At 72.1% G+C, this 24188-nt stretch carries 23 protein-coding genes; 10 read left to right on the plus strand and 13 right to left on the minus strand.

Annotated elements, in window-relative coordinates; all coding sequences use genetic code 11:
- The first annotated feature begins 19 nt into the window (after nt 1-19).
- Nucleotides 20-223, plus strand: a complete 204-nt coding sequence (locus BLQ62_RS02775) for an MbtH family protein (RefSeq protein ID WP_068531776.1) — start codon at nt 20-22, stop codon at nt 221-223.
- A 111-nt stretch (nt 224-334) separates the two neighbouring features.
- Here BLQ62_RS02775 and BLQ62_RS02780 read toward each other — a convergent pair whose 3' ends face one another.
- Nucleotides 335-1555 (minus strand): mannosyltransferase family protein, encoded by a 1221-nt coding sequence (locus BLQ62_RS02780; RefSeq protein WP_068531849.1) that lies wholly within the window; start codon nt 1553-1555, stop codon nt 335-337.
- A gap of 41 nt (nt 1556-1596) precedes the next feature.
- Entirely contained in the window at nt 1597-2403 is an 807-nt protein-coding gene (locus tag BLQ62_RS23190) for a hypothetical protein (protein ID WP_068564823.1), read from the minus strand.
- Between the two features lie 151 nt (nt 2404-2554).
- Between BLQ62_RS23190 and BLQ62_RS02795 the strand changes: the two genes are divergently transcribed.
- Nucleotides 2555-3820: an aspartate kinase gene (locus BLQ62_RS02795; protein ID WP_068531772.1), complete on the plus strand. Its 1266-nt coding sequence runs from the start codon at nt 2555-2557 to the stop codon at nt 3818-3820.
- 2 nt (nt 3821-3822) lie between these two features.
- Nucleotides 3823-4848, plus strand: a complete 1026-nt coding sequence (locus BLQ62_RS02800) for an aspartate-semialdehyde dehydrogenase (protein WP_068531770.1) — start codon at nt 3823-3825, stop codon at nt 4846-4848.
- Nucleotides 4849-4906: 58 nt separating this feature from the next.
- Here the strand turns inward: BLQ62_RS02800 and BLQ62_RS02805 are convergent, their stop codons facing one another.
- From BLQ62_RS02805 to BLQ62_RS23985, 11 genes are all read right to left on the minus strand, one after another.
- Nucleotides 4907-6427 (minus strand): ArnT family glycosyltransferase, encoded by a 1521-nt coding sequence (locus tag BLQ62_RS02805; protein WP_068564821.1) that lies wholly within the window; start codon nt 6425-6427, stop codon nt 4907-4909.
- 18 nt (nt 6428-6445) lie between these two features.
- On the minus strand, nt 6446-7081 hold the full coding sequence (locus BLQ62_RS02810) for a TetR/AcrR family transcriptional regulator (protein WP_068531847.1): 636 nt from the start codon (nt 7079-7081) through the stop codon (nt 6446-6448).
- Between the two features lie 239 nt (nt 7082-7320).
- Nucleotides 7321-7824 (minus strand): ferritin, encoded by a 504-nt coding sequence (locus BLQ62_RS02815; protein WP_068531766.1) that lies wholly within the window; start codon nt 7822-7824, stop codon nt 7321-7323.
- A gap of 63 nt (nt 7825-7887) precedes the next feature.
- A complete protein-coding gene (locus BLQ62_RS02820; RefSeq protein WP_068531763.1) occupies nt 7888-9390 on the minus strand; it encodes a PepSY-associated TM helix domain-containing protein in 1503 nt (500 codons plus the stop codon).
- Between the two features lie 85 nt (nt 9391-9475).
- The gene (locus BLQ62_RS02825; RefSeq protein WP_139184145.1) at nt 9476-10165 is read right to left on the minus strand and encodes a hypothetical protein; all 690 of its coding nucleotides are present in this window, start codon (nt 10163-10165) and stop codon (nt 9476-9478) included.
- Nucleotides 10166-10217: 52 nt separating this feature from the next.
- On the minus strand, nt 10218-10808 hold the full coding sequence (locus BLQ62_RS02830; protein ID WP_068564817.1) for a phosphoribosylanthranilate isomerase: 591 nt from the start codon (nt 10806-10808) through the stop codon (nt 10218-10220).
- Between the two features lie 33 nt (nt 10809-10841).
- Nucleotides 10842-13148, minus strand: coding sequence for a M28 family peptidase (locus BLQ62_RS02835; RefSeq protein WP_197467279.1), 2307 nt, complete (start codon nt 13146-13148; stop codon nt 10842-10844).
- 86 nt (nt 13149-13234) lie between these two features.
- A complete protein-coding gene (locus BLQ62_RS02840) occupies nt 13235-13525 on the minus strand; it encodes a hypothetical protein (RefSeq protein ID WP_068531755.1) in 291 nt (96 codons plus the stop codon).
- 65 nt (nt 13526-13590) lie between these two features.
- Nucleotides 13591-15360, minus strand: a complete 1770-nt coding sequence (locus BLQ62_RS02845) for a penicillin-binding transpeptidase domain-containing protein (RefSeq protein ID WP_068564812.1) — start codon at nt 15358-15360, stop codon at nt 13591-13593.
- Nucleotides 15361-15428: 68 nt separating this feature from the next.
- Entirely contained in the window at nt 15429-16322 is an 894-nt protein-coding gene (locus BLQ62_RS02850) for a serine hydrolase (protein ID WP_068564810.1), read from the minus strand.
- On the minus strand, nt 16319-17164 hold the full coding sequence (locus tag BLQ62_RS23985) for a LysR family transcriptional regulator (protein ID WP_068531752.1): 846 nt from the start codon (nt 17162-17164) through the stop codon (nt 16319-16321). Before BLQ62_RS23985 ends, BLQ62_RS02850 begins: the two co-directional genes overlap by 4 nt.
- Nucleotides 17165-17227: 63 nt before the next feature.
- On the opposite strand from BLQ62_RS23985, the gene BLQ62_RS02860 reads away from it, so the two are divergent.
- The 7 genes from BLQ62_RS02860 to BLQ62_RS02890 all read left to right on the plus strand — a co-directional run bounded on the left by BLQ62_RS02860 (nt 17228) and on the right by BLQ62_RS02890 (nt 24159).
- Nucleotides 17228-18427, plus strand: a complete 1200-nt coding sequence (locus tag BLQ62_RS02860; RefSeq protein WP_068531750.1) for a PucR family transcriptional regulator — start codon at nt 17228-17230, stop codon at nt 18425-18427.
- 144 nt (nt 18428-18571) lie between these two features.
- Nucleotides 18572-20074 carry a long-chain-fatty-acid--CoA ligase gene (locus BLQ62_RS02865; RefSeq protein ID WP_068531749.1) on the plus strand — a complete coding sequence of 501 codons (1503 nt, stop codon included), beginning with the start codon at nt 18572-18574 and terminating at the stop codon, nt 20072-20074.
- A 34-nt stretch (nt 20075-20108) separates the two neighbouring features.
- Entirely contained in the window at nt 20109-21809 is a 1701-nt protein-coding gene (locus tag BLQ62_RS02870) for a PHA/PHB synthase family protein (RefSeq protein ID WP_068531747.1), read from the plus strand.
- A gap of 8 nt (nt 21810-21817) precedes the next feature.
- Complete coding sequence (locus BLQ62_RS02875) at nt 21818-22270, plus strand: MaoC family dehydratase (RefSeq protein ID WP_068531745.1); 453 nt, start codon at nt 21818-21820, stop codon at nt 22268-22270.
- Nucleotides 22267-23157 (plus strand): poly(3-hydroxyalkanoate) depolymerase, encoded by an 891-nt coding sequence (phaZ, locus tag BLQ62_RS02880; protein WP_068531743.1) that lies wholly within the window; start codon nt 22267-22269, stop codon nt 23155-23157. The genes BLQ62_RS02875 and phaZ overlap by 4 nt, the downstream gene beginning before the upstream one ends.
- A 39-nt stretch (nt 23158-23196) precedes the next feature.
- Entirely contained in the window at nt 23197-23628 is a 432-nt protein-coding gene (locus BLQ62_RS02885; protein ID WP_068531741.1) for a Fur family transcriptional regulator, read from the plus strand.
- Between the two features lie 105 nt (nt 23629-23733).
- The gene (locus BLQ62_RS02890) at nt 23734-24159 is read left to right on the plus strand and encodes an organic hydroperoxide resistance protein (RefSeq protein ID WP_068531739.1); all 426 of its coding nucleotides are present in this window, start codon (nt 23734-23736) and stop codon (nt 24157-24159) included.
- The last annotated feature ends 29 nt before the right edge of the window (nt 24160-24188 follow it).

Below are 24188 nucleotides of genomic sequence, written 5' to 3' on the forward strand. Positions count from 1 at the left end.
TTGAACAAGGAGAAACGAAATGAACAACCCCTTCGACAACGAGACCGGCGAGTTCCTCGTGCTCGTGAACGACGAGGGCCAGCATTCGCTGTGGCCGACGTTCCGTGAGGCGCCGCGCGGCTGGACCGTCGCGTTCGGTGAGGGCGGTCGTTCGCGCACGGAGTGCCTCGAGTACATCGAGTCGGCGTGGACGGACATCCGCCCGCTGAGCCTGCGCGCCTGACCCTCGTCGCACCGCCACGGCCGGCAGGGCACCGCCCTGCCGGCCTGAGGCGTACTCTCCCGGCCCGCCGGAGGGTCCGGCGCGGGGAATCGACGGTGTCGTCGACCGCGGTCACATGGCGTGCGGGTAGACGCTCACCATGTGGGCGCCGTACCAGCACGTGACGGTGATGATGCCGATCACGGTCCACACCCGGGCCGGCTTCGACGCCTTGGCCAGGGCGATCGCGATCGGGATGAGCAGCACGAAGGCGGGCAGCAGCAGTCGCGGCCGCGACATCATCAGCCCGCCCGAGCCGAGCAGCGAGATCACCACGAGCGCGCCGTAGAGCGTGACCGGCCACGGCACCCGCGCGCGGACGGCGAGAACGATCAGCACGATCGACGCCGCGAGCAGGGCGACCACCGACAGATCGGCGATGTCCGAGCCGTTGATCAGGGTGTAGTTCACGAACTGCCACGTCTGCAGTCCCAGATCGAAGGTCGTACCCCAGCCCTCGGTCTGGATCCGGAACCAGCCGGTGAGGCTGCCGGTGTGGTGCGCGACGACCAGGAGGTAGGTGACCCAGCCCAGCGGACTGAGCAGCACGCAGAGGCCCGCCTTGAGGCGCTCCGCACCGTCGGACGAGAGGACGGCGAGCAGCGCGGCGAGCGCGACCACTCCGATCAGCACGATCGATGTGGGGCGGCAGAAGCCGGCCAGGGCCGTGCAGATCCCCGCGAGGATCCACTTGCGCTCGAGCACGCCCACCAGCGCCCAGCCGGCCAGCGCGCAGTACAGGGCCTCGGTGTAGGCCATCGTCAGCACGATGGACATCGGGGCGGCGGCGAAGAGCACCGTCGTGAGCAGGCCGGTCCGCTCGGCCAGGCGATCGGGCACCTGCGGCATGTACTGGACGCAGAGCCGGCCCAGCCGGTATGCGGCGACGGCGGCGACGCAGCCCAGGATCACGTTGACCGTGAGCGCGGCGCGGTAGGCGTCGAAGCCCGGCAACTGCGCCACGGCGCGCACCAGCATCGGGAAGCCGGGGAAGAAGGCGTAGGCCGTGTCCGCGGTGTGCTCGCCGCGTGCGTCCACGAATCGCCACGGCATGTCGTTGTAGCCGTAGGTGGCCAGGCCGATCATCCATTTGCCGTCCCAGGCCGTCAGGAGATCGGCCAGGTTCTGGTTGCGCAGCTGCGCGAAGCGGGCGAGGACCGCGAGCCCGATGCCCCGGATCGCCAGGTACAGGACGATGGGCAGCCACACGTCGCGCGTGCGGTCGAGCAGGGACGACGGTGCCGCCGCGGCGCGGGTGTCGGCGAGGTCAGGGGCGGTCGGCACGGCTTGCATCGTACCGACGGTGCCGCGCCGCACCCGTTCGCGCGCGCGGGTCACGGCCCGGCGACCCGCCGGATCGAGCAGACCGCCCGATTCTCGCCGGACTGGGTGAAGTCCTGCCCGTTGATGACGATGGTGCAGCTCACCGCTCCGGTGCCGGTCACGATCATCGTCATGCTGTCGCCGATGGTCGCGGTGCCCTGCCACTCCCACGGCAGGGTGGACGCCCTGGGGACGTCGCCGTCACGGACGCCGACCAGCACGACCGCCCCGGCGCCCGCGCCGGTCGCCGAGAGCTTGAGCTGCACGGTGCGTCCCGCCGACGACCCCGTCGTGGTGCGCGGGGCGGTGGTGAGGAAGCCGTCGGATTCGGTGGCGGGCTCGCTCGGCGGCGCGACGGTGCCGCTCGTCGGTGCGCCGGCCGTGGTCGTGGTGTTCCCCGCGGAGAAGGTGACGGGCGAGGCGGTGCTCGACGGGTCCGACTTGAGTGCGAGGCCCGCCGCGACGGCGCCGGCGACGGCCAGGACCGCCACGATGGCGACCAGCGCGATGATCAGGGGTTTGTTGCCGCCGCCGTTCCCGCCGCCGTCTCCTCCGCCGCCGGGGCCGTTCCCGCCGTACACGGGCGGGCCGGGCGGGAAGCCGCCCTGCTGCGGGCCGGGCTGCCCGAAGCGCTGCGTTCCCTGCGGGCCGCCCTGTGGTGCGGGGCCGCCGTACTGCGGTCCGCCGCCGTGCTGGGGTCCCTGGGGGTAGCCGCTCTGCGGGTATCCGCCCTGCCAGGGGCCGGGCTTCCCGCCCGGCTGCCCGGCGGGGGGTCCGCCGGGGTTCGGGCCGGTGTTCCGGCCGCCGTAGGGGTTCATGGGGATCTCCTGGTCTTCGCGTTCCCATCGATTATCCGTGACGCCGCTGAACGGCGGGTTGCGCGGCGCTTGGAACGGTGCCCTCCCGGGCCAAGAACCCAGGTCGGTAGGATCGACGTGCACATCGAAGACCGCAACGGAGAGGTTCCACGTGGCACTCGTCGTCCAGAAGTACGGAGGTAGCTCCGTCTCCTCCGCCGAGCGCATCCGACGCGTGGCCGAACGGATCGTCGAGACCAAGCGCGCGGGCAACGACGTCGTCGTCGTCGTCTCCGCGATGGGCGATACCACCGATGAGCTGCTCGATCTCGCGAACCAGGTGTGCCCCGCGCCGCCCGCCCGCGAGATGGACATGCTGCTCACCTCCGGCGAGCGCATCTCGAACGCGCTCGTCGCGATGGCCATCCATTCACTCGGCGCCGAGGCGCAGTCCTTCACGGGCTCGCAGGCCGGCGTCATCACCACCAACCGTCACGGCGCGGCGAAGATCATCGACGTCACGCCCGGGCGTGTCCAGGCCGCCATCGACGACGGCAAGATCGTCCTCGTCGCCGGCTTCCAGGGCGTCTCCCAGGACACCAAGGACGTCACCACGCTCGGCCGCGGTGGCTCCGACACCACCGCCGTCGCCCTCGCGGCCGCGCTGAACGCCGACGTCTGCGAGATCTACACCGACGTCGACGGCATCTACACCGCCGATCCGCGCATCGTGCCGAACGCCAAGCACCTCGACAAGGTCTCCTTCGAGGAGATGCTCGAGATGGCCGCGTGCGGCGCCAAGGTGCTCATGCTCCGGTGCGTGGAGTACGCGCGCCGCTACAACGTTCCCGTTCACGTGCGCTCGTCGTACTCGACCAAGCCCGGCACCATCGTCGCCGGATCAATGGAGGACATCCCCGTGGAAGAGGCAATTCTCACCGGCGTCGCCCACGACCGGAGCGAGGCGAAGATCACCGTCGTCGGCCTGGAGGACAAGCCGGGCTACGCGGCCCGCGTCTTCCGCGCCGTCGCCGACGCCGAGATCAACATCGACATGGTGCTGCAGAACGTCTCCAAGATCGACACCGGCCGCACCGACATCACCTTCACGCTGCCGCGCGAGCTCGGCCCGCTGGGCGTCGAGAAGCTCGAGGCGCTGCGCAAGGAGATCGGCTTCGACTCCGTCGTCTACGACGACCACGTCGGCAAGGTCTCCCTCGTCGGTGCGGGCATGAAGAGCCACCCCGGCGTCACCGCGACCTTCTGTGAGGCGCTGTCGAAGGAGGGCATCAACATCGAGCTGATCTCCACCTCGGAGATCCGCATCTCGGTGCTGATCCGCGACACCGAGCTCGACGAGGCCGTCAAGGTGCTGCACGAAGCGTTCGGGCTGGGCGCCGACGAAGAGGCCGTCGTGTACGGCGGGACGGGGCGATAGCCATGGGTGTACGCGTAGGAGTCGTCGGCGCCACCGGCCAGGTGGGCGCCGTCATGCGACAGCTGCTGCTGGACCGGAACTTCCCGGCCGACGAGGTGCGGTTCTTCGCGTCCTCGCGCTCGGCAGGGAAGAAGCTGCCCTTCGGGGATCGCGAGATCGTGGTCGAGGACGCCGAGACCGCGGACCCGACGGGGCTCGACATCGCGCTGTTCAGCGCGGGCGCGACGATGTCGCGGGTGCAGGCGCCGCGGTTCGCCGCCGCCGGTGTCACCGTGATCGACAACTCGAGCGCCTGGCGCAAGGACCCCGACGTGCCGCTGGTGGTCTCGGAGGTGAACCCGGAGCAGGTCCGCGACCTGAAGAAGGGCATCATCGCCAACCCGAACTGCACCACCATGGCCGCGATGCCGGTACTCAAGGTGCTGCACGACGAGGCCGGCCTGCAGCGGCTGATCGTCTCGTCGTACCAGGCCGTCTCCGGCTCCGGCCTGGCCGGCGTCGAGGAGCTCGTCTCCCAGGTGCGCGCGGTCGAGCCCGAGGCCGAGAAGCTGGTGCACGACGGTTCCGCGGTCCAGTTCCCCGCGCCGAACAAGTACGTCGCGCCGATCGCCTTCAACGTGCTCCCGCTCGCCGGCGCCATCGTCGACGACGGCTCGGGCGAGACCGACGAGGACCAGAAGCTGCGCAACGAGTCGCGCAAGATCCTCGGCCTGCCCGACCTACTGGTCTCCGGCACCTGCGTGCGCGTGCCGGTGCTCACCGGGCACTCGTTGTCGATCAACGCCGAGTTCGCCGCGCCGCTGTCGGTCGAGCGCGCGCAGGAGCTGCTCGCGTCGGCTCCGGGCGTGCAACTGGTCGACGTGCCGACGCCGCTCGCCGCCGCCGGCGCCGACGATTCGCTCGTCGGCCGCATCCGCCAGGATCCGGGTGTGCCCGAGGGGCGCGGCCTCGCGCTGTTCATCAGCGGCGACAACCTACGCAAGGGTGCCGCGCTGAACACCGTGCAGATCGCGGAGCTCTTCGTCTAGAGACGCGTGACGAACGGCCCACGGAGCTTGGCTCCGTGGGCCGTTCGTCGTTCGCGGGCTAGATGCGGCGCAGGTCCGGCCACGCCTGTGACCATGGGCGGCGCACCTCGCACAGGCGGAGGTCGACGTCGGTGGAGGCGGTCGGCATGCCGATCCGGTGGTGCACCTGCCGCAGTGTGCGGGAGGTCGAGCACATCTCGCCCGGCTGCTCGGCCTCCGAGGCCACCACCCAGAGCACCCGCGTCACGGCGTCATCGGGCTCGCCGAAGTACCCGTAGCCGCGGCTGGGGCTCGACACCGGCGGCAGTCCCTCGCCGTAGTACTCCAGCGCGGAGGCCTGCCAGTACGAGCTGGCCACGACGGCCTGGGGCCGTTCGGCTTCCGGCAGGTCCGCGATCGACTGCTCGACCGCGCGGGCGAGCTCCGGCCAGCCGAACTGGCCGTACACGGAGATCTGCATTCCGGCCTCCATCAACGACTTCGGCTCCTCGATCTCCGATTCGGGGGTGAACGGCAGGCTCACGACGATGGATCCGACGGCGAGGAACGAGAGTGGCGCGGTGAGCGCCCACCGCAGCTTCGGCTTCGGGAGCGCCTCGAAGGCGACGGCGCCCGCGGCGATGATCACCGGCAGCATGCCGCCGGGGTAGTACGGGCGGCCCGCGGTGACGATGAAGACGATCACCAGCAGGACGAAGGCCGGGGCCAGGAACCGGTACGGCCGCAGGCGATCCGAGCGCATCAGCGCGTAGAGGCCGTAGAGCAGCAGCAGCGCGCCGAGGACGCCTGCGGTGAGCAGCATGATCGGGATGAAGCCGATCCGCCCGCCCGCGTACTGGCTCTCCTCCGCGACCTGGCCGGTGAGCTGCAGGTAGGGCCAGCCGCGCTGGGCCTGCCAGATCATGGCCGGAACCATCGTGAGCACCGTGACGGCTCCGCCGGCCCACAGCGCCGGCCGGCGCACGAGATCCTTCGGCCCCCAGATCAGAGACGCCGCGATCACGCACACCCAGAAGACGGGGATCAGCCACTTGACCTGCATGTCGATCGCGGTCATAACACCCGCGGCGAACAGCAGCCAGTCGCGCCGGGTGCGCACCCACCGGACCAGCAGCCACGTGGTGGCCACCCACAGTGGCGTGTCGATCGCGTTGGTGGCGAGCAGCGACGACTGCAGCAGTAGGAACGTGGAGGTCGCGTACGCGCCGGCGGTCAGCGCCTGCGCGAAGCGCCCCCCGCCGAGCTCGCGGGCGATCAACGCCGACACCAGGATTCCGGCCAGGGTAATGAGCACCGAGGGCAGCCGGAACAGGACCAGGGAGTCGCCGGGCATCGCGTCGCCGAGCAGCGCCAGCAGCGGCAGGATCGGGCCCTGATCCGCGTAGCTCACGGAGAGGTGGTGCCCGGCGGCGATGAAGTACAACTCGTCGCCGAAGAGGTGGTACTTGCTCGCGCCGAAGACCGCGGCGACGACGGCGGCCGCCATGATCGGCAGGAGCAGCGGCCAGGCGATCGGGGGCACGTCGTCGCGGTCGGCCGGGGCGTTGCCGGCCGACGGTGCCGTGCTGGTGTCGGTCATGGTGGACCTCCGAACAGGTCAGGCGGATGGGGGCGGCGTGGGCTGCACCGCTGCGAGGTAGATGCGGACCAACTGGTCCGCGTGGGCGTCGACGTCGAAGTCGGCGTCGCGGGCGGTGTGGCCCGCGACCCCGTCGATGGAATCGCGGATGAGTCGCGCCATGACGACCGGGTCGAAGTCGCCGAACTCGCCGGAGCGCTGGCCCTCGCGGAGGATCTCGGCGACGGGCGCGACCATCGCGTCCTCGCCGTCCGACGGGAGGAAGGCCGGCGTCCCGTCGGCGTTGCGGAGATTGACGGCCACCTCGATCATGGCCGCGAGGAAGCGCCGCTCGGCCTTGAGGAACTCGAGGTTGGTGGCGATGAAGACGCGGAGCGTGTCGGTGGCGGTGTCCTGTTCGGCCAGGCGCGGCGCCATGAACTCGGCGCCGGCCACGAACAGTTGCGTGACCACTTCGCGCAGCAGCTCGTCCTTGCCGTCGAAGTGGTAGGAGATGACGCCCTTGGAGATCCCGGCGCGCTCGGCGATCCGGGCGAGCGACGTGCCGCCGAAACCGTGATCGGCCAGCACTTCGACCGCCGCCGCGATGATCTGCCGGCGGCGGGCCTCCTCGATGAACGAGCGTTGGCCGCCGATCTCCTTTTCTGGCCGCACGGTCAAAAAATAACACGCACGGCCAGAATCGTCGACCCCCTCTCCCCGGCGTCCTCCCTAGCGGGGCGTGCTCCGCCGCCGCGTGTCGTGCATTCCCTCCGTCCATGGACCTGGGGAGGTGGCCGCCCCGCTAGGGACGGGCCGAAGACGGGGTGGGGCGCGGCGGGGAGCTGGAGCACGAAAAACGGGGCCCTCCGCGTGGAGGACCCCGTTTCCCGGGCTGCAATAGTGGTCTGCGATCAGGCCTCGGTGGTGCGCGTCGGCCGCGAGCCGAGCTCCTCGTCGAGGCGCAGGAGGCCGGGGCCGTCACCGTCGATCAGCTTGAGGCGGCCGACGATCTCGCTGACCGTGGCCTCCTCCTCGACCTGCTCGTTGACGAACCACTGGATCAGGCTCTTGGAGTCGATGTCGTCGTTCGCGGCCCGGTACAGGTCCCGGATCGAGTCCGACACGCGACGCTCGTGCTCCAGCGCGACCTCGAAGACGTCGAGAACCGTCTTCACGTCCACCTTCGGGGCCGCCGAGGCGCCGATCTTCGGGTGGTTGTCGCGGTCCGAGAGGTGATCGATCCACTTGTTGGCGTGGACGATCTCCTCGTCGGCCTGGTGCCGCAGCCACGCCGCGATACCCGGCAGATCACGGATCTCCATCTCGATGGCGAGCTGGCGGTACACCAGCGAGGCCTCGAACTCGAGCGTGATCTGATCGTTGAACTTCTCTTCGAGTGCATCCGTGAGCTTCATGGGACCGACTCTAGAACCGTTCCAGCCACCGCGCAACGCAGGCAAGGCGACCCTTTGCGCAGGTCAGGGGCTATTTCTTAGGTTAGCCCTACCCCTCTTAGCCACGCCTATCGCAAGATCGAGGACCACGAACGCGAGCAGTGAAACGCCGAACACGGGCAGGAACCAACCGAGGAACGCGACGCCCAGAATCGCCGGAATCGCGTGCGACGGTTCGACCTTCCGGATCGCACCGCGCGCCGGCGGCTTCGGGAGCCCGCCCCGCTTCGGCCGACGTTGCCACCACATCAGGTAGCCGCGCACGATCACCACGCACAGCAGGGCGGCGAAGGCCACCAATGCGATCTGGTTGAGCAGACCGAACTGCCAGCCCATGTGCGTGTTGATCAGGAGCTCGGTCGCCTTCGCCAGCAGCGGCCACGACGCGAACGCGAGCACCGTGATCACCTGCCCGGTCGCCGGGTCGACGGTGGCCGAGTCGATGCCCATCCGCCACGGCTGCCGGGTCTGGGCGACGGTGATCGCGACGTTCGGGTCCGTCGGCACCGAGACCTGCACGGCACCGTCGACGCCGCGGGACGCCGCCTCGGCGACGGCCCGGTCCAGCACCGCGATGTTCCGCGCACGGGTCTGCTCGGCGACCTCCGGCGAGACCGTCGGCGCGGCCATCGGCATCTGGTGATCGGCGTGCTCGCCGCCACCGCTGTGCTCCCCGCCCGGGGTGAGTGAGGTCGACAGCGCGGGCTTGGTCCACCCCAGTTCCGCCCGGAGCTGGCCGATGTTCTCGCCGGCGTACTTCGACCAGGTCAGGCCCGTCGCGGAGAAGAACAGCAGGCCGACGAGCAGCCAGGTGCCCATCGCCGCGTGCCGGCCCATCCGGCCGCCGCGGCCGCGGGCCGCACGCGGGTAGGCCAGCATCCGCTTCGCCGCCGAGAGCGCAGCGAGCGGGGCGGATCGTTGCCGCTGGGTGCCTCGACGGTGCCGCCACCACAGGTAGAGGCCGCCGAGCGCGACGACCCACAGCCACGACGCCGCCAGCTCGCTGTAGAACCGGCCGACGTCGCCGAGGTGCAGATCGACGTGCAGCCGGTCGATCCAGAACCGGATCGGCAGCGCCTCGACGGAGCCGTAGACGGGCAGCGAGCCCTGGACCTGCGCCGACGCCGGATCGACGTAGACGGCGAGCTGGCGCCCCTCGGCGGCCAGCGACGGATCGTCGAACAGCACCCGGGTGGTGAGCCCGGGTCCGTCCCCGGTCCGCACCGCCGCGAGCGGCAGGTCGGGCCGGGCGGCCTGCGCCGCGGCGACCTGCTCCGCCAACGGCAGGGCGGGGCCGTCGGTGCGGGCCTCGATCTGGTCGGCGTAGACGAACTTCTCGACGGTGGGCGCGGCGGCGTACAGGCCGCCGCTGATCGCCGCGATGAGGAGGAACGGGCCCACGAGCAGGCCCGCGTAGAAGTGCAGCCGCAGGATCGCGGCGCGCCACCCGGGGCGGGCCGGGGGACCGTCGGCGGGTGGGTACTGGGTCGGCGGCGCGTTCTCGGCCGCCGATTCGGTTACAGACATGAGGACACCTCACGGGAAAGTGCGCGTACGCGCAGGGAGCCCGGGCGGCGCGGGGCCGATCCGGGCGGGGAGAAGAGTGTGGGTGTCAGCAGGGCGGCGCGCGCAGCGCCCCGTGCCGGGCGAGCACGGGCAGCGGCACGGCGCGGAAGGTCCAGACCGGCGCGACGACGGTGCGCCGTCGCTCCCGCCAGGTCGGGCTCAGGGGGACGAGCGTGGCCAGCGCCACGCGCAGCGCGTGCTCCGCGCCCGCGATCACGACGCCGGCGACGAGCGCCGCCACGATGTGCGCGGTCGCCATGGCGGGGCTCATCGCGAGATGCCCCATCGTCAGGCCCAGCGCGAGGTGGCCCGCGCCCTGCCCGGCGACGAGCAGCGCGGCGACCCCGCGCGGCCCCGTCGACCGGGGGCGGGAGGCGAGCGCGGCGAGGAGGGCACACACGGCGGCCAGGAGCAGCACGGCGCTCAGCGGGACCGACGGTGCCGCGGCGGGCATGTCCATCGCCGGGAGCGCGGGCATCGCGGACGCGCCCATGTCGTGCCCGTTCATCGCGTGCCCGCTCATCGCGTGACCGGGCATCTCGTGCCCGCTCATGGCATGTCCGGGCATGGTGTGCCCCGGCATGGCTTGTCCGGCCGCCGCGTTCGCGGGCATCGCGTGCCCCGCCATCGCGGGGCCGCGCATGGCGAGGGCGTGCGCCGTCAGGCTCGCGGCGAACGAGACCGCGCCCACCGCGACGCCACGGGCCGTGGCTTCGGGGCGGGCTGGGCGGAACACAGCCGGAATACTACTCCCCGTAGGAATCGGGGCCGAGCCGGGAACCGGCAGGTCAGGGGCGGGCGGCGGCGACGAACGAGCGGATCAGTGCGGGATCCTTGACTCCGGGCGACGACTCGACACCGCTGGAGACGTCCACTCCCGACGGTCCGAAGGCGGCGATCAGCGCGGCCACGTTGTCGGGGCGCAGGCCACCGGCGAGCAACCAGTCGACGGTCGGCGGCACCGGCAGCTCGGCCGGGTCGAACGTCGCGCCGGAGCCGGGCACCGTCGCATCGATGAGCAGGCGCTCGTCGCCCGCGTGACCGGACGCCGTGTACCGGGCGGCGGAGATCGCGCGGATCGTGCGCAGGCCCGCGGCGGCGGCGCGCGCGAAGTGCTCGGCGGGTTCGTCGCCGTGCAGCTGGATCGTGCCGACACCGGCCGCGCGGGCCAGGCGCAGCACCTCGTCGATCGGCTGGCCGCGGAACACCCCGACCGTCTCCACCCCGTCGGGGACGCGGGCGACCAGCGCGGCCGCCGCGGCGGGGGCGATCAGCCGGACGCTGCCCGGGGCGAAGACGAAGCCCACGGCGTCGGCGCCGGCCTCGACCGCCGCGTCGACGGTATCCGGGGTCCGCAGCCCACACACCTTGACGAACACGCGTCGATCGTAGGGCAGGACGGCGTGCGCCCGTCAGAGCGTCACGGTGCGGGCGACGATCGTCGTCTCCGCGGTGTGGCCGCCCAGCGCGCTGACGCCCTCGGGGCGGGGAACGAAGCCGGGCAGGGAGTCGAGCCCGTCGCTCGCGTCCTCGACCCGCAGGCGGAGCGGTCCGGTGCCCTGCACCCGCAGGTCCAGGTCGAGGCCCTCTGCGGGCAGCGCGTGGAAACGCAGTTCGAAGCGGTCGCCGATCGGGACCTCGCGCCCCCGCGCGGTCGCGGTGAGCACCCTGCCCTGCTGCTGGGTGAGCTGCAGGACCCGGGCGCCGCGTGCGGAGGTGATGCGCAGTCGCAGCTGTCGATCGCCCCGCTCGACGCTCGCGCCGACCAGCCGGACCTCGGCCGGCGCGAGCGGAGCGGGCCGCGCATCTCCGACGGTGGCCGTGCCGGCTCCCCGGCCGCGGAGCATCGGGAACGTCGTCGTCAGATCCTCGCGCCGCGTCACGAGAGCATCGGACCACCCCGTCGGATCGCCACCGGGCCGCACCCAGTACGCCTTTCCGGTATCGGCGTCGAGCGCGTACCGCATCGCGACGGGCACCGGGTGCGCCGTGGACGGCCGGTTCGCCGCCAGCCCGGCGCCGATCGCCACCGTCGCCACCAGGACGGCCACCAGCGCCGGGGCCGCGCTGCGCCCGCGTCGGCGGCCGTCCGCCGGCGCGGGGAGGAGCAGGTCCAGCACCGGCAGCAGCGTCACGGCGATGACGGCGGTGAACAGCGCCGCCGGTGCGGCGAGCCGGAGGCCGGTGGCGGGGAAGAAGATCGCGATCGTGGGCGCGAGGACGACGACGGTGGCGGCACCGGCCACGAACTGCGCCGGCAGCGCCCACCGGGTGCGGACCCCCGCGATCACGGCGAGCGCGCCGCAGAGGGCGGGCACCGCCGCGAGGTACGAGCCGCCCGGCACGAGGGCCGCGAGGACGACGCCGAGCACGGCGAGCCAGAACAGCGCGCCCACGGAGAGCGCCGCGGCATCGAATCTCCTGCGCAGCAGGGTGAGCCACGCCAAGACGGTGGTGAACGCCAGCGCCACGACGGCCAGTCGGAACCACCCGGGCGCCCATGGATCGGCGAACTGCCCGTACTCCGGGCGCAACAGGAGCAGGCCCCGCCAGAGCAGCAGCGAGGTCCCGGCGGCGCCGAGCAGGGGGACGGCGCCCCAGGCGATCGCGCCGAGCAGGCGCGGCGCGCGGGTGCCGGCGCGCCGGAGGAGCACGGCCGCGACCGCCACCACGAGCAGCGCGAGAAGTGCGATCGGCCAGACGAATCCGCCGGGATAGCGGATCATCCGCCCCAGGATCGGGAAGTAGGTGGCATCGGTTCCCGACGGGCGCGCCAGGGTCGCGATGTCCGCGTCCGCGAGAGCGCGCGTCATCGCCAGGGCGTTGGTGCCCAGGTGCTGTAGCGACGAGATCGATTGGTGGGCGACGTCGTCCTGCGGCTGGTGGTAGGCGGCGGAACCGTCGATGTAGGCGGTGTTGAGCCCGCCGAAGCGCCCCGCGTCGCGGAACGGCGAGAAGTCGGTGTCGTTCGGCAGCAGGCGGTAGACCTCCACCGCGAAGCTGGTGGCCACGGGACGCGGCGCGGCGCGCGCGTACGCGGCGACGAGATCGCCGTTGCCCCGGCTGGTCTCGAACATGATCGCCGGCCCGGACGATCCGCGGGACTCGAAGTTGAGGACCACCCCGCCGGCCGCGGCGGCCGGGTCCTGGGACACGAAGGCCTCCGCGCCGCACAGACACGCCTCCTCGGCGTCCGTGAACACCAGCACCACGTCGTTACGGGGTGCAGGACCGGACCGCAGCGCCCGCGCAGTCTCCAGCAGGGTCGCGACCCCGGCGCCGTCGTCGCCCGCGCCGTGCGAGATCGTCGCGGAATCGTAGTGCGCCACCAGGAACAACGTTCCGGATGATCCGGCCCCGGGCAGGCGGGCGATCACGTTCTGCACCCGCGCGAGCGAGACGGCTCCGAGGGCATCGGTGGATCCGACGGCGTCCTGCACCCGGGTGTCGATCCCAGCGGCGGAGAGCTCGTCGAGGATGTAGCGCCGGACCTCCGCCGCCGCGGGCGAGCCCGTGGGGTGGGGTCGGGTGCTGACCCGCTCCTGATGGATCCGCGCGCGCTCGGCGCTGAACGTCCCCGCCGGCGCCGAGGAGGGTTCCGGCTGCGGTGGGTTCGCGGTCGCGATCGCACCCCGGGCGAGCGCCGCGAGCAGCAGGAGCGCCACCACGCCCGGGACGGCGCGACGGGGCGTGGTCACGGGGCGCTCGGAGCGGGGCACGAGCCGAACACTACCGCCGCAGCGGGCGTTCCGCGGCGGAATATCCGCAGATCAGGGGTGGTGCAGTGGAGCGGGGCGGTACCCGCTCAGAACGGCTGCCCCGGGATCGCGCCGGGCGCGCCGGGCGCGGTCGCGATGGGTGCCGGTGGCGCGGTGGGCGCAGGCATGGTGCACGGCGGGAACGTCGGGTTGTAGGGCGGCGTGCACAGCTGCATCGCGCAGTTCTTGCCGTTCCAGAACGGGGTCTGGCCGGGCGGGCACGGCTCGAGCGCGTTCGCGGTGCCCACGGCGATCGGCGAGACCGCGAGCAGGGAGGCCACGCCGAACGTGGCGAGACCGGCGGCCAGCGCGCGGCGGACGGGACGACGGTGCGACATGCGATTCCCCTTCTTGGTGAATTTCTCCTTCAGGGTATCAATGTTCGGTGGCATCGCACAGCCGGTCAGGGCAGATCGCCGCCCGCGCCGCGGAGGAACGCGCCGCTCACGGTCACCGCCGGGCCGGAGCTCTCGCCGGAGACCACGAGGGTGGCGAAGGCGAGATCGCCGACGATGCCGGCGAACCAGCCGTGCGCGTGGGTGTTGTCGCCGAACTCGGCGGTCCCGGTCTTGCCGCCGAGTCCCTCGATGTCGCGCAGCGCGGTCGCGGTGCCCGAGGTGACCGTCTCGCGCATCGCGGTGCGCAGCGCCTCGGCCACGCCGGGGTCGATCCGCTGGGGTGGCGCGTCGGCGCGGGCGGGCTCACCGTCGAACAGCGCGGGGCGGACCGTGGTGCCGGCGGCGAGGGAGGCCTCCACCACGGCGAGGCCGAAGGGTGAGGCGGTGACCCGGCCCTGGCCGATCGACTCCTCCACGCGCTCGGCCGGGGTGCGGGCGGCGGGCACGGAGCCGGTCACCGTCGTGACGCCGGGCAGGGTGAAGTCCACGCCCAGCCCGAACCGCTTCGCCGTGTCGGTGAGGGCGTTGTCGTCGAGCTCGGTGCCCAGGCCCGCCATCGTGGTGTTGCAGGACTTCGCGAACGCCGTGTGCAACGGCACTGTGCCGAGAGCGAATTCGTTCTCGTTGGGGATCGTGCGGTCGCCGAAGGTCGCGCGACCGGGGCAGGCGAGCTGCGCGTCGGGCGTGGTGATCTCCGCATCCAGCGCGGCGGCCGTGGTGATGGTCTTGAAGGTCGAGCCGGGCGCGTACAGCCCCGTCAGGGCGACGGGGCCCTGCTTGTCCGCGGCGGCGTTCTGGGCGGCGGCGAGGATGCCGCCCGTCGACGGCCGGATCGCGACGAGCATCGTCGCGCGCTTCTCGCCCGCGACGGCGGCGTTCGCGGCGCGCTGCAGGCCCGCGTCGAGGGTGGTCCGCACGGGGCGCACCGGCGCCGCGGGGAAGGAGTCGACGAGCCGGATCGGCTTGCCGTCCCCGTCGACGACGGTGACCGACGATCCGGCGGCTGCGTCGACGTCCCGGCGCCACCGCTCCTCGAGGCCGGCGACGACGGGCGAGCGGTACGCCTGCGCCGCGGTGAGCAGGCGGCCCTCCTCGCGCACGCTCACCCCGTCGATCCCGGTGAGTGCGCCGACCTTCTTGGCGTCGGCGGCGCGCAGCGAGATGACCGCGGTGGGGGAGTCCTTGCCCTCGACCGTCTTCCGGAGACCGGCGGCGGTCACCGTCGGGTCGGCGGCGGTGAGCCGGGTCGCCAGGGCATCCGCGGCGGAGGCCGCCTTCGACGGGTCCAGATTCACGACGGTGACCGTCTGCCAGGTCATCAGCGGTGCGTTCTTCCGGTCCACGACCGGTGTGGTGTACGGCTTCTCGTCGGCGTAGAGCAGGCGGGCGCCCGCGCTCCGGGCGTCCGGGTGCACCAGCGTGGGTTCCCACGTGACCTTCCCGCCACCGGCGGCGACCCGCGTCGTGAACCGCACCCCGTGCTTGCGCGGGAGCGCCCACGACCAGCTCAGCGTGCGGTCCTCGCCGTCCTTGCCGGCGGTCACCGTCGGTGTGGCCGCGCCCATGCCGTCGAACGTCGCCTGCAGCGCCTGCGCGGCGGAATCCGGGTCGGAGGTGAGCGCCGCGGCGTCGCCGGCGTCGCGCGCGGACAGGGCGGCGGCGAACTTGGTGACCACGTCGTCCTCCGAGCAGGCGACGAGCGAACCCGCGAGCGCGGCGATCACGAGGACCGCGCCGGCGGTGGAGCGAGCGGGCCGGTTCAGGTGGGGGCGCATGGCTCCAGTCAACCCGCGCGGCGCGATACTCGCCAAAGTGCGAAACCGGCGTCGGCGATAGCGATTCGCTATCGTTCCTGGTCAATGGGGATGCGCAGAGCGTCGACCGCGATCGCCGCCACCGTCCCGATCGCCGCGTCGACCCGCGGCAGGCTCGGATCGTTGCGCGCGGCGTGCGTGAAGACGGCCACCGCCACCGGGTGCTCGCCGGGATAGGTGACCACCGAGACCTCGTTGCGCAGCGCGCCCAGCGTGCCCGTCTTCCCCGCGATCGACGGTGCCGATCCGAACCCGGACGCGACCCGGTGCCGGAACACCTGGCCGCCGAGCGCGGAGCGCGCGAACGCGCACTGCGCGGGCGAGGCCGCCGTGTCGGTCCAGATCGCCGCGAGCAGCGCCGTCATGTCCGCGGCCGTGGTCGCGCTCCCGAACGACGGGTCGTAGGCGTGCACCGGTCGCGCGAGGTCGTCGTCGGCGAGCGCGGCGAAGGCCTCGGCGACGGTGCGGGTGTCGGTCTCGGCCATCATCGCGGCGTGGATCTCGGCGTCGCCGCCGACGATCCTGGTGCCGGAGAGCCCGAGCGTGCGGGCGCTCTCCTGGACCGCGTCGAGCCCGACCAGGCGCATCAGCTCGCCCGCGGCCGCGTTGTCGGAGACGGCGATCATCGAGCGCAGCAGGTCGCGCACACTCATCTCGACCGGGTCCGTCAGCGCCGCGATCCCGGTGGGCCCGGGCGTGGCGCAGGCCGGGTCGACGCTGACCCGTGCCCGCGGGTCCAGACGGCCCGCGTCGATGGCCCGCGCCGCGGCGACGAGCAGCACCACCTTGTAGACCGACGCGGGCACCACCGGCTGCTCGCCGCCCACCGACAGCGCCGCCGGGTGGCCGATCACCCGCGCGTGCAGCCAGCCGTTGCACCCCGCGTCGGCGAAGACGCCGTCGATCCGCGCGGCGGCGGTCATCGGCTCAGCCGCCACAGCACCGATTCGAGCCGGGCCGTGTCCGGGTGATCGCGGCGGCCGAGCACCGTGACCCGCAGGGGGAAGTCCGTCGCCGGGCGGCGCGCCGTCCCGTCCGGGACCGCGGTGCCCGCCGTCACGGGCGTGAAGGCCAGTCCGGCGGCGACGGCGGCGTGTGCGGCGGACTCCGTCTCGGCGATCAGGACCGCCGAGGTGATCCCGCGCGCCGTGAGCCGGTCCAACAGCAGATCGGCCGCAGGCGGATTCGCCGCGCGGGGTGGCAGCGCGACCGCCAGGGCGGAGAGGTCGCGCAGCCGCGGCGAGCGGAAACCCGCGGGCACCAGGAAGTCCCGCGGCAGCGCGATCACCGGTCCCGAGGGGGCGCCGTGCGCGAGGACGGGGTGCTCGACGACCGCCGCGTCCAGCAGGTCCTCCGCGACCGCCCGCGCCAGCTGCGGCGAGGCTCCCGCGGACAGCGTCAGCGGCGCACCGTCGTCGTCCGTGGACAGGGCGGCTGCGCAGGCCGCGGCCACCGCGGAGCCCAGCGCGTCGCACAGTGCGATGCGGCGCTGCCCGGTCCCCGCGCCGAGCCGCGCCGCCTCGGCGACGAAGCGGTCGGCGTCGCGGACCATCACGCGGGCGCGGGGGAGCAGCTCGCGGCCGGCGGGGGTGAGATCGGCGCCCCGTCGGCTCCGGTCGATGAGGGTGACGCCGAGCGTCTCCTCGAGTCGCCGCAGTCCCGCCGAGACCGGGGGCTGGGTGATGCCGAGCCGGTCCGCGGCGCGGCCGAAGTGCTGTTCCTCGGCGACCGCGACGAAGAAGCGCAGGTGCCGGATGAGGTCCATGCGCGGAGTCTAGCCAGCCGATTCGGGCACGCGCGGCGGTGGGAAGCAGCACAATCGGCAGGTGTGGAGGACGCCGTGGACACCGAGATCGCGGAGATCCGCGATGCGCTGACCGAGCGGATGGAGGCGATCACCGCATCCGTGGTGGCGGCGATCCGCGAGCAGGTCCCGTTCTACGCCGACGCCACGACCGTCTCCACGGCGATGGTCACGGACGCGGTGCGCGACAACCTGAGCTACATGGTGCGGGCGCTCACGGACACGCGCTTCGACACCGCGCCCGCGGCCGCGACGGGCCGCACCCGGGCGGAGCTGGGCGTGCCGCTGGCGGCGGTGATGCACGCCTATCGCATCGGCGTGCACCGGGTGTGGCAGGAGGTGCACGCCCTCGCCGCGGACCGCCCGGCGCTCAGCCGTCGGGCGCTGCTCTCGGCGACCCAGCACATGTGGGAGGCGCAGGACCAGTTCGTCGACGCCATGGCCGGGGCGCACCGCGACCGCACCACCGAGCAGGCGCTCGACGACGCAGCGGAGCGGGCCGCTCTCGCCGAATATCTTCTGCAGGGAAGGATTCCGAGCGATCAGAGCCTCTGGGAGATCGCCACGCTGCTCCGCCTGCCGACCACCGGGCCGTACCTCGCGGTGGCCGCGGCGACGGTGGAGGTGGGCCGCGCCCCGCTCCCGGGCATCGCCGACCGGCTGCGCGCGATCGACGCCTACTCCGCGTGGCGGCTGCTGCCCGATCAGCAGATCGGGATCATCCACGCCCCGACGCCTGCCGTGCGGGCCGCCGTGATCGATCTACTGCGCAGGATCGCCGTCGCCCGCGTCGGCGTGAGCGCTCCGTTCGGGGAGCTGCGGGACACCCCGCAGGGGCTCACCTTCGCCCGGCGCGAGCTCGTCGGGCCGGGGACGGGGGTGTCGGTGTTCGACGGTTCGGTGCTCGGCACCGCGGCGATCGCCGCGCCCGAGACGACCGTCGAGCTGGCGCGGGGCGTGCTGCACGGGCTCTACGAGCTGCCCGAGGACGACCGGGACCCGCTCTTCGCGACCTTCCGGGCATGGGTCGCCTACGACGGCAACGTCAAGGACGCGGCCGCCGCGCTGTACGTGCATCCGAACACGGTCCGTCATCGGCTGCGGCGCATCGAACACCTCACCGGGCGCTCCACCGGCTCGCCGCGGGAGGTCGCCGAACTGTGTCTCGCGTTCGAGGTGGACGCCCGGGTCCGCCTGCACATGGACACTGGCAAATCCGTCTAGCGATCACGCTGCAAGACCAAGCTGTGGTGATTGTGTTTCGTCACACCGCAGCGGGCGGAATGGTGTTTGCGTCACCATCGACCGGACAGGGTGGCGAGGGTCACTCTGTAGAGGACGAATCCGACACCCGCCAGAAGGACTCCGATGACGAATCTCGCCGAGAACCTGACCTCCGCCGCCGCTGCGCACGCGGACACCGTCGCCCTGGTGTGCGACGACCTGCGCTTCACCTACGCGGAGTTCGACGATGCCTCCGCGCGCTTCGCCGGGTACCTCGCCGAGCAGGGCATCGGGCCCGGCGACCGGGTCGGCATCATGCTCCCGAACACGCCGGCGTTCGCCATCGTCTTCTACGGCCTCATGCGCCGCGGCGCGATCGCGGTCCCGATGAACCCGCTGCTCAAGGCGGCGGAGGTCGAGTACTACCTCGCCAACACCTCGGCCAAGGCGCTCTTCGCCACGCCCGTCTTCGCCGAGGACGCCGAGGCCGGTGCCACGGCGGCCGGGGCGGCGTGCCACTTCGGTGACGACGCCGCGCTCGTCGCGCTGCTCGCGAACCAGCAGCCGAACGCCACCGTCGAGCCGCGGGACCCGTGGGACACGGCGGTCATCCTGCACACCTCCGGCACCACCGGCAAGCCCAAGGGCGCCGAGCTCACGCACGAGAGCCTCGGCCGCAACTGCGAGATCGCCGGCCGCACCCTGTTCGCGCTGACCAACGACGACGTGGTCATGGGGTGCCTGCCGCTGTTCCACGTCTTCGGCCTGACCTGCGGACTGAACGCGGCCGTCCGCTTCGGCGCGACGCTCACCCTGATCCCGCGGTTCGACCCGCGCAAGGCGATCGAGGTGATCGGGCGCGATCGCGTGAGCATCTTCCTCGGCGTCCCCACGATGTACGCGGCGATGGTGGCGGCCCTGCAGCCCGGCGACGACGTCTCGTCGCTGCGGGTGTGCGCGTCCGGTGGCGCGGCTCTGCCGCTGCAGGTGATCGCGGACTTCGAGCAGGCCTTCGGCGCCATCGTCCTCGAGGGCTACGGCCTGTCGGAGACCTCGCCCGTCGCCTCGTTCAACCACCCGGACCGGCCGCGCAAGGCGGGTTCCATCGGCACCCCGATCGAGGGCGTCGAGATGCGGGTCGTCGACGACGCCGGCAAGGAGGTCCCGCAGGGCGAGCGCGGGGAGGTGCAGGTGCGCGGCCACAACGTGATGAAGGGCTACTGGAACCTGCCCGACGCGACGGCCGCCGCGATCGACGCCGACGGTTGGTTCGCCACGGGCGACATCGGCATCGTCGACGAGGAGGGCTTCTTCTCGATCGTCGACCGCAAGAAGGAGATGATCATCCGCGGCGGGCTCAACGTCTACCCGCGCGAACTCGAAGAGGTGCTCTACAGCCACCCGGAGATCGCCGAGGCCGCGGTCGTGGGCATCCCGCACGCCTCGCTCGGCGAGGAGGTGGGCGCGGCCGTCGCGCTCAAGCCCGGCAGCACCCTCACGGCGGAGGCCGTGCGCGAGTTCGTCAAGGAGCGCGTGGCCTCCTACAAATACCCGCGCCACGTCTGGCTGCTGACGGAGTTGCCCAAGGGCGCCACCGGCAAGGTCCAGAAGCGCGACATCGCCGTTCCGTCCGAGTACACCGCCTGACCACCCACTTCGCACGAGAGATCGAGGCACTGCCATGACCACCGATTCCAACCAGGCTCCCGAGGTCGAAGTGGGCGCTCCGCTCGACCTGCTGCTCGTCAACTCGACGAAGTCCTTCGCCTCCCGCATGGTCCCGAACGCCGCGTGGGCCCGATTCGCGCTCTCCCTCGCCGGCCAGCCCGTCACCCTCGCCGAGCGCGGCGCGGGCCTGGCCAAGGAGTTGGGGCTGATCGCTGCGGGGAAGAGCCAGCGGGCGCCGAAGAAGGGCGACTTCCGCTTCTCCGATCCCGCCTGGACGCAGAACCCGTTGCTGCGCCGGGTCGAGCAGGCCTACCTCGCCGCGTCCGAGACCGCCGAGCAGCTCTACGTCGACGCCGATCTCGATTGGAAGGACGGCGAGAAGATGCGGTTCGTCCTCGACAACCTGATCGAGGGCCTCTCGCCGACCAACAGCCCCGTGCTCAATCCGCTGGGCTGGAAGGCGCTCATCGACACCGGCGGCCTGTCGGCGCTGCGCGGTGCGAAGAACTTCGCCCGCGACATGTCGAGCACCCCGCGGATCCCGTCGATGATCGACCCGGACGCGTACGTGGTGGGCGAGACGCTCGCGACGACCAAGGGCACCGTCGTGCTGCGCACCCGGATGTTCGAGCTGATCCACTACGCCCCGCAGACCAAGCAGGTGCACGAGATCCCGCTGCTGCTCATCCCGCCGGTGATCAACAAGTTCTACATCATGGACCTGGCGCCGGGACGCAGCCTGATCGAGTACTACCTCAAGGGCGGGCACCAGGTGTTCGCGATCTCGTGGCGCAATCCGCAGGCGCGGCACCGTGATTGGGGCTTCGACGAGTACGGCGCCGCCATCATCGAGGCGCTCGACGCGCTCGAGGTGATCACGGGCGCCGACAAGGCGAACCTGTTCGCCACCTGCTCCGGCGGCATCATCACCTCGATGCTGCTCGCGCACCTGTTCGCCACGGGCCGCGGTGACCGGATCTCCTCGATCACGCTCGGCGTCACCGTGCTCGATCAGAGCCACGCGGGCCTGGGGTCGGCGATCGCCAGCGAGCGCGGCGCCGAGGCGGCGATCCGGAGCTCGGCCGGCAAGGGCTACCTCGACGGTGCCGCCATGGCCGAGATGTTCGCCTGGCTGCGCCCGACCGACCTGGTGTGGCGCTACTGGGTGAACAACTACATCCAGGGTCGCTCCCCGGCGCCGTTCGACGTGCTGTTCTGGAACGCCGACACCACGCGGATGGCGGCGAGCCTGCACAAGGACATGGTGACGATGGGCGTGAACAACACCCTCGTGACGCCGGGCGAGCAGACGATACTGGGCACGCCCGTCGACCTCTCGAAGGTCGAGTGCGACGCCTACGTCCTCGGCGGGCTCTCCGATCACATCTGCCCGTGGCAGGCCACCGAGCGCAGCGGCGCGCTGCTGGGCAGCAAGGACAACACCTACGTCCTGTCCACCGCCGGTCACATCGCCGCCCTGGTCAACCCGCCCGGGAACCCCAAGTCGTCGTTCCGCACCGCGCAGGTCAAGCCGGATCAGACGCCCGAGGAGTGGTTCGAGAGCGCCGAGAAGCAGGCCGGTTCGTGGTGGCCGCACCACCTGGCCTGGCTGACCGAGCGCGCCGGCGCCGAGGTCGACGCCCCGGCCCAGCTCGGCGCCCCCGGTTACGAGCCGCTGGCGCCCGCGCCCGGCACCTATGTTCACGAGAAGTGAGGACGAGCATGACCACCACGATCTCCACCGCGCAGGATCTGCTCGGCCTCGTCGGGCAGCCGCTCGGCACCACCGAGTGGATGACCATCGACCAGGACCGGGTGAACCTCTTCGCCGACGCCACGGGCGATCACCAGTGGATCCACGTCGATCAGGAGAAGGCGGCCGCCGGGCCGTACGGACGCACCATCGCCCACGGCTATCTCACCCTCTCGCTGGCGCCGCTGTTCATCGCGGAGGCGCTCGTCGTCGAGAACCTGCAGGCGGCCGTCAACTACGGCCTCAACAAGGTGCGCTTCCCCGCACCCGTCCCCGTCGGCTCGCGCGTGCGCGCCGCCGTGGAACTGGCCGGGGCGCAGGAGAAGCCGGCCGGGATCGAGGCCGTGATCCGCCTGACCTACGAGGTCGACGGTGCCGACCGCCCGGCCTGTATCGCCGAGACGGTGGTGCTCTACCGATGAGCGACGACGTGACGAAGGACGTCGAGGTGGATCAGCCGGAGGATCTGCTGATCGCCACCGGCGGCCAGCGCATCCGGGTGCGCTACCGACCCGGCACCGGCGTACCGCTGGTGCTGTGCAACGGGATCGGGGCGAGCCTCGAGGTGTTGGACCCGTTCGTCGACGCCCTCGATCCGCAGCGACCGGTGGTCCGGTTCGACGTGCCCGGCACCGGGGAGTCGCCCACATCGATTCTGCCCTACGGGTTTCCGTACCTCGCCTGGGTGCTGGGGCGGGTGCTCGACGAGCTCGACATCGGCGTCGTCGACATCCTGGGCCTGTCCTGGGGTGGTGCGCTGGCGCAGCAGTTCGCCTTCCAGAACCCGCTGCGCTGCCGCCGCCTGATCCTGGTCTCCACCGGCACCGGCGCGATCATGGTGCCCGGCGATCCGCGGGTGCTGCGCAAGATGGTCACGCCCCGCCGGTTCCGGGACCCCGAGTACGCGGCGCAGGTCGCCGGTGAGCTCTACGGCGGTTCGGTGCGCGACAACGGCGACGACGTGGGGCAGCTCTTCGTCAAGCAGATGCACGCGGGCTCGAAGATGGGCTACCTGCACCAGCTTCTCGCCGGTTCGGTGTGGACGTCGATCTTCGCGCTGCCGGCGATCCGGCAGAAGACGCTGCTGGTCTTCGGCGAGGACGATCCGATCATCCCGATGATCAACGGCCGGATCTTCGAGAAGCTGATGCCGCGGGCCACGCTGAGCCGCCACTCGGGCGGGCACGTCGACCTGGTGACGCGCGCCGACGTGCTGGCGCCCGTGATCGAGGAGTTCCTCGGGACGCCCCACCTGGGGCGGCGGGAGTGGCGCGGGCGGACCGGCGGGCTGCTCACACCTCGTGATTGACCCTGGAATCATTCCAAAGTCGGGCGTACTCTATTTCGCATGAGCGAGGTCGACACGGCTGAGGAGCGGCTGCGGGGCGTGGGGCTGCGGATCACCGCGCCCCGCGTCGCCGCGCTCGGCTACCTCGACGGTCACCCGCACGCCACGGCCGACGACGTGGCAGAGCACCTGCGCGGGCGGCTGGGCACCGTCGCCACGCAGACCGTCTACGACGTGCTGCGCGTGTGCGCCGAGAAGGGGCTGCTGCGCCGCATCGAGCCCGCCGGCTCGGCCGTCCGGTACGAGGCCCGCGTCGCCGACAACCACCACCACCTGGTGTGCCGGTCGTGCGCGAAGATCGTCGACATCGACTGCACCGTCGGCGCCGCCCCCTGCCTCACCGTGGACGACGACCACGGCTTCGTCATCGACGAGGCCGAGGTGACCTTCTGGGGCTACTGCCCCGACTGCGCCGCCGGTGCGCAGGGCTGATCGGCGGATCCACCCCGTCGGCCGGAGGCCGGTTGTGATGCGGACTACTGTCGGAAGGGCACGCCGCCCGACAGGGCGGACACCTCACGCGAAGGAGCGCCGGATATGAGCTTGGACGTCGTCTACACCATCTCCTCGACCGCCACCGGTGGCGGTCGCGACGGGCACGTGAAGTCGGCCACCGGCCGCATCGACCTGGACACCCGGCCCCCGAAGGAGATGGGCGGCAACGGCGAGGGCACCAACCCGGAGGAGCTGTTCTCCGCCGGCTACGCGGCCTGCTTCCTGGGCGCGATCCGCGCCGTGGGCCGGAACGAGAAGGTCGACGTCCCGGACGACACGAGCGTCGACGTCACCGTCGGCTTCGGCAAGACCGAGTCCGGCTTCGGCATCAACGCCGCCATCAAGGCCACCCTGCCGGGCCTCGCCCAGGCCGACGCGGAGGCCCTCGTCGCCAAGGCGCACCAGCTGTGCCCGTACTCGAACGCGACGCGCGGCAACATCGACGTCGATCTGACCACCGCGGTCTGACCGACCCTGAGCACGCTGCTGCGGCCCGC

This window comes from Tsukamurella pulmonis (genome assembly GCF_900103175.1).
GTDB lineage: Bacteria > Actinomycetota > Actinomycetes > Mycobacteriales > Mycobacteriaceae > Tsukamurella > Tsukamurella pulmonis.

Bases quoted from the DNA above. Each gene is read 5' to 3' on its own strand.
- BLQ62_RS02775 (WP_068531776.1), top strand. From the start codon at position 20: ATGAACAACCCCTTCGACAACGAGACCGGCGAGTTCCTCGTGCTCGTG.
- BLQ62_RS02780 (WP_068531849.1), bottom strand. From the start codon at position 1,555: ATGCAAGCCGTGCCGACCGCCCCTGACCTCGCCGACACCCGCGCCGCG.
- BLQ62_RS23190 (WP_068564823.1), bottom strand. From the start codon at position 2,403: ATGAACCCCTACGGCGGCCGGAACACCGGCCCGAACCCCGGCGGACCC.
- BLQ62_RS02800 (WP_068531770.1), top strand. From the start codon at position 3,823: ATGGGTGTACGCGTAGGAGTCGTCGGCGCCACCGGCCAGGTGGGCGCC.
- BLQ62_RS02805 (WP_068564821.1), bottom strand. From the start codon at position 6,427: ATGACCGACACCAGCACGGCACCGTCGGCCGGCAACGCCCCGGCCGAC.
- BLQ62_RS02815 (WP_068531766.1), bottom strand. From the start codon at position 7,824: ATGAAGCTCACGGATGCACTCGAAGAGAAGTTCAACGATCAGATCACG.
- BLQ62_RS02820 (WP_068531763.1), bottom strand. From the start codon at position 9,390: ATGTCTGTAACCGAATCGGCGGCCGAGAACGCGCCGCCGACCCAGTAC.
- BLQ62_RS02840 (WP_068531755.1), bottom strand. From the start codon at position 13,525: ATGTCGCACCGTCGTCCCGTCCGCCGCGCGCTGGCCGCCGGTCTCGCC.
- BLQ62_RS02845 (WP_068564812.1), bottom strand. From the start codon at position 15,360: ATGCGCCCCCACCTGAACCGGCCCGCTCGCTCCACCGCCGGCGCGGTC.
- BLQ62_RS02850 (WP_068564810.1), bottom strand. From the start codon at position 16,322: ATGACCGCCGCCGCGCGGATCGACGGCGTCTTCGCCGACGCGGGGTGC.
- BLQ62_RS23985 (WP_068531752.1), bottom strand. From the start codon at position 17,164: ATGGACCTCATCCGGCACCTGCGCTTCTTCGTCGCGGTCGCCGAGGAA.
- BLQ62_RS02865 (WP_068531749.1), top strand. From the start codon at position 18,572: ATGACGAATCTCGCCGAGAACCTGACCTCCGCCGCCGCTGCGCACGCG.
- BLQ62_RS02870 (WP_068531747.1), top strand. From the start codon at position 20,109: ATGACCACCGATTCCAACCAGGCTCCCGAGGTCGAAGTGGGCGCTCCG.
- BLQ62_RS02875 (WP_068531745.1), top strand. From the start codon at position 21,818: ATGACCACCACGATCTCCACCGCGCAGGATCTGCTCGGCCTCGTCGGG.
- phaZ (WP_068531743.1), top strand. From the start codon at position 22,267: ATGAGCGACGACGTGACGAAGGACGTCGAGGTGGATCAGCCGGAGGAT.
- BLQ62_RS02885 (WP_068531741.1), top strand. From the start codon at position 23,197: ATGAGCGAGGTCGACACGGCTGAGGAGCGGCTGCGGGGCGTGGGGCTG.
- BLQ62_RS02890 (WP_068531739.1), top strand. From the start codon at position 23,734: ATGAGCTTGGACGTCGTCTACACCATCTCCTCGACCGCCACCGGTGGC.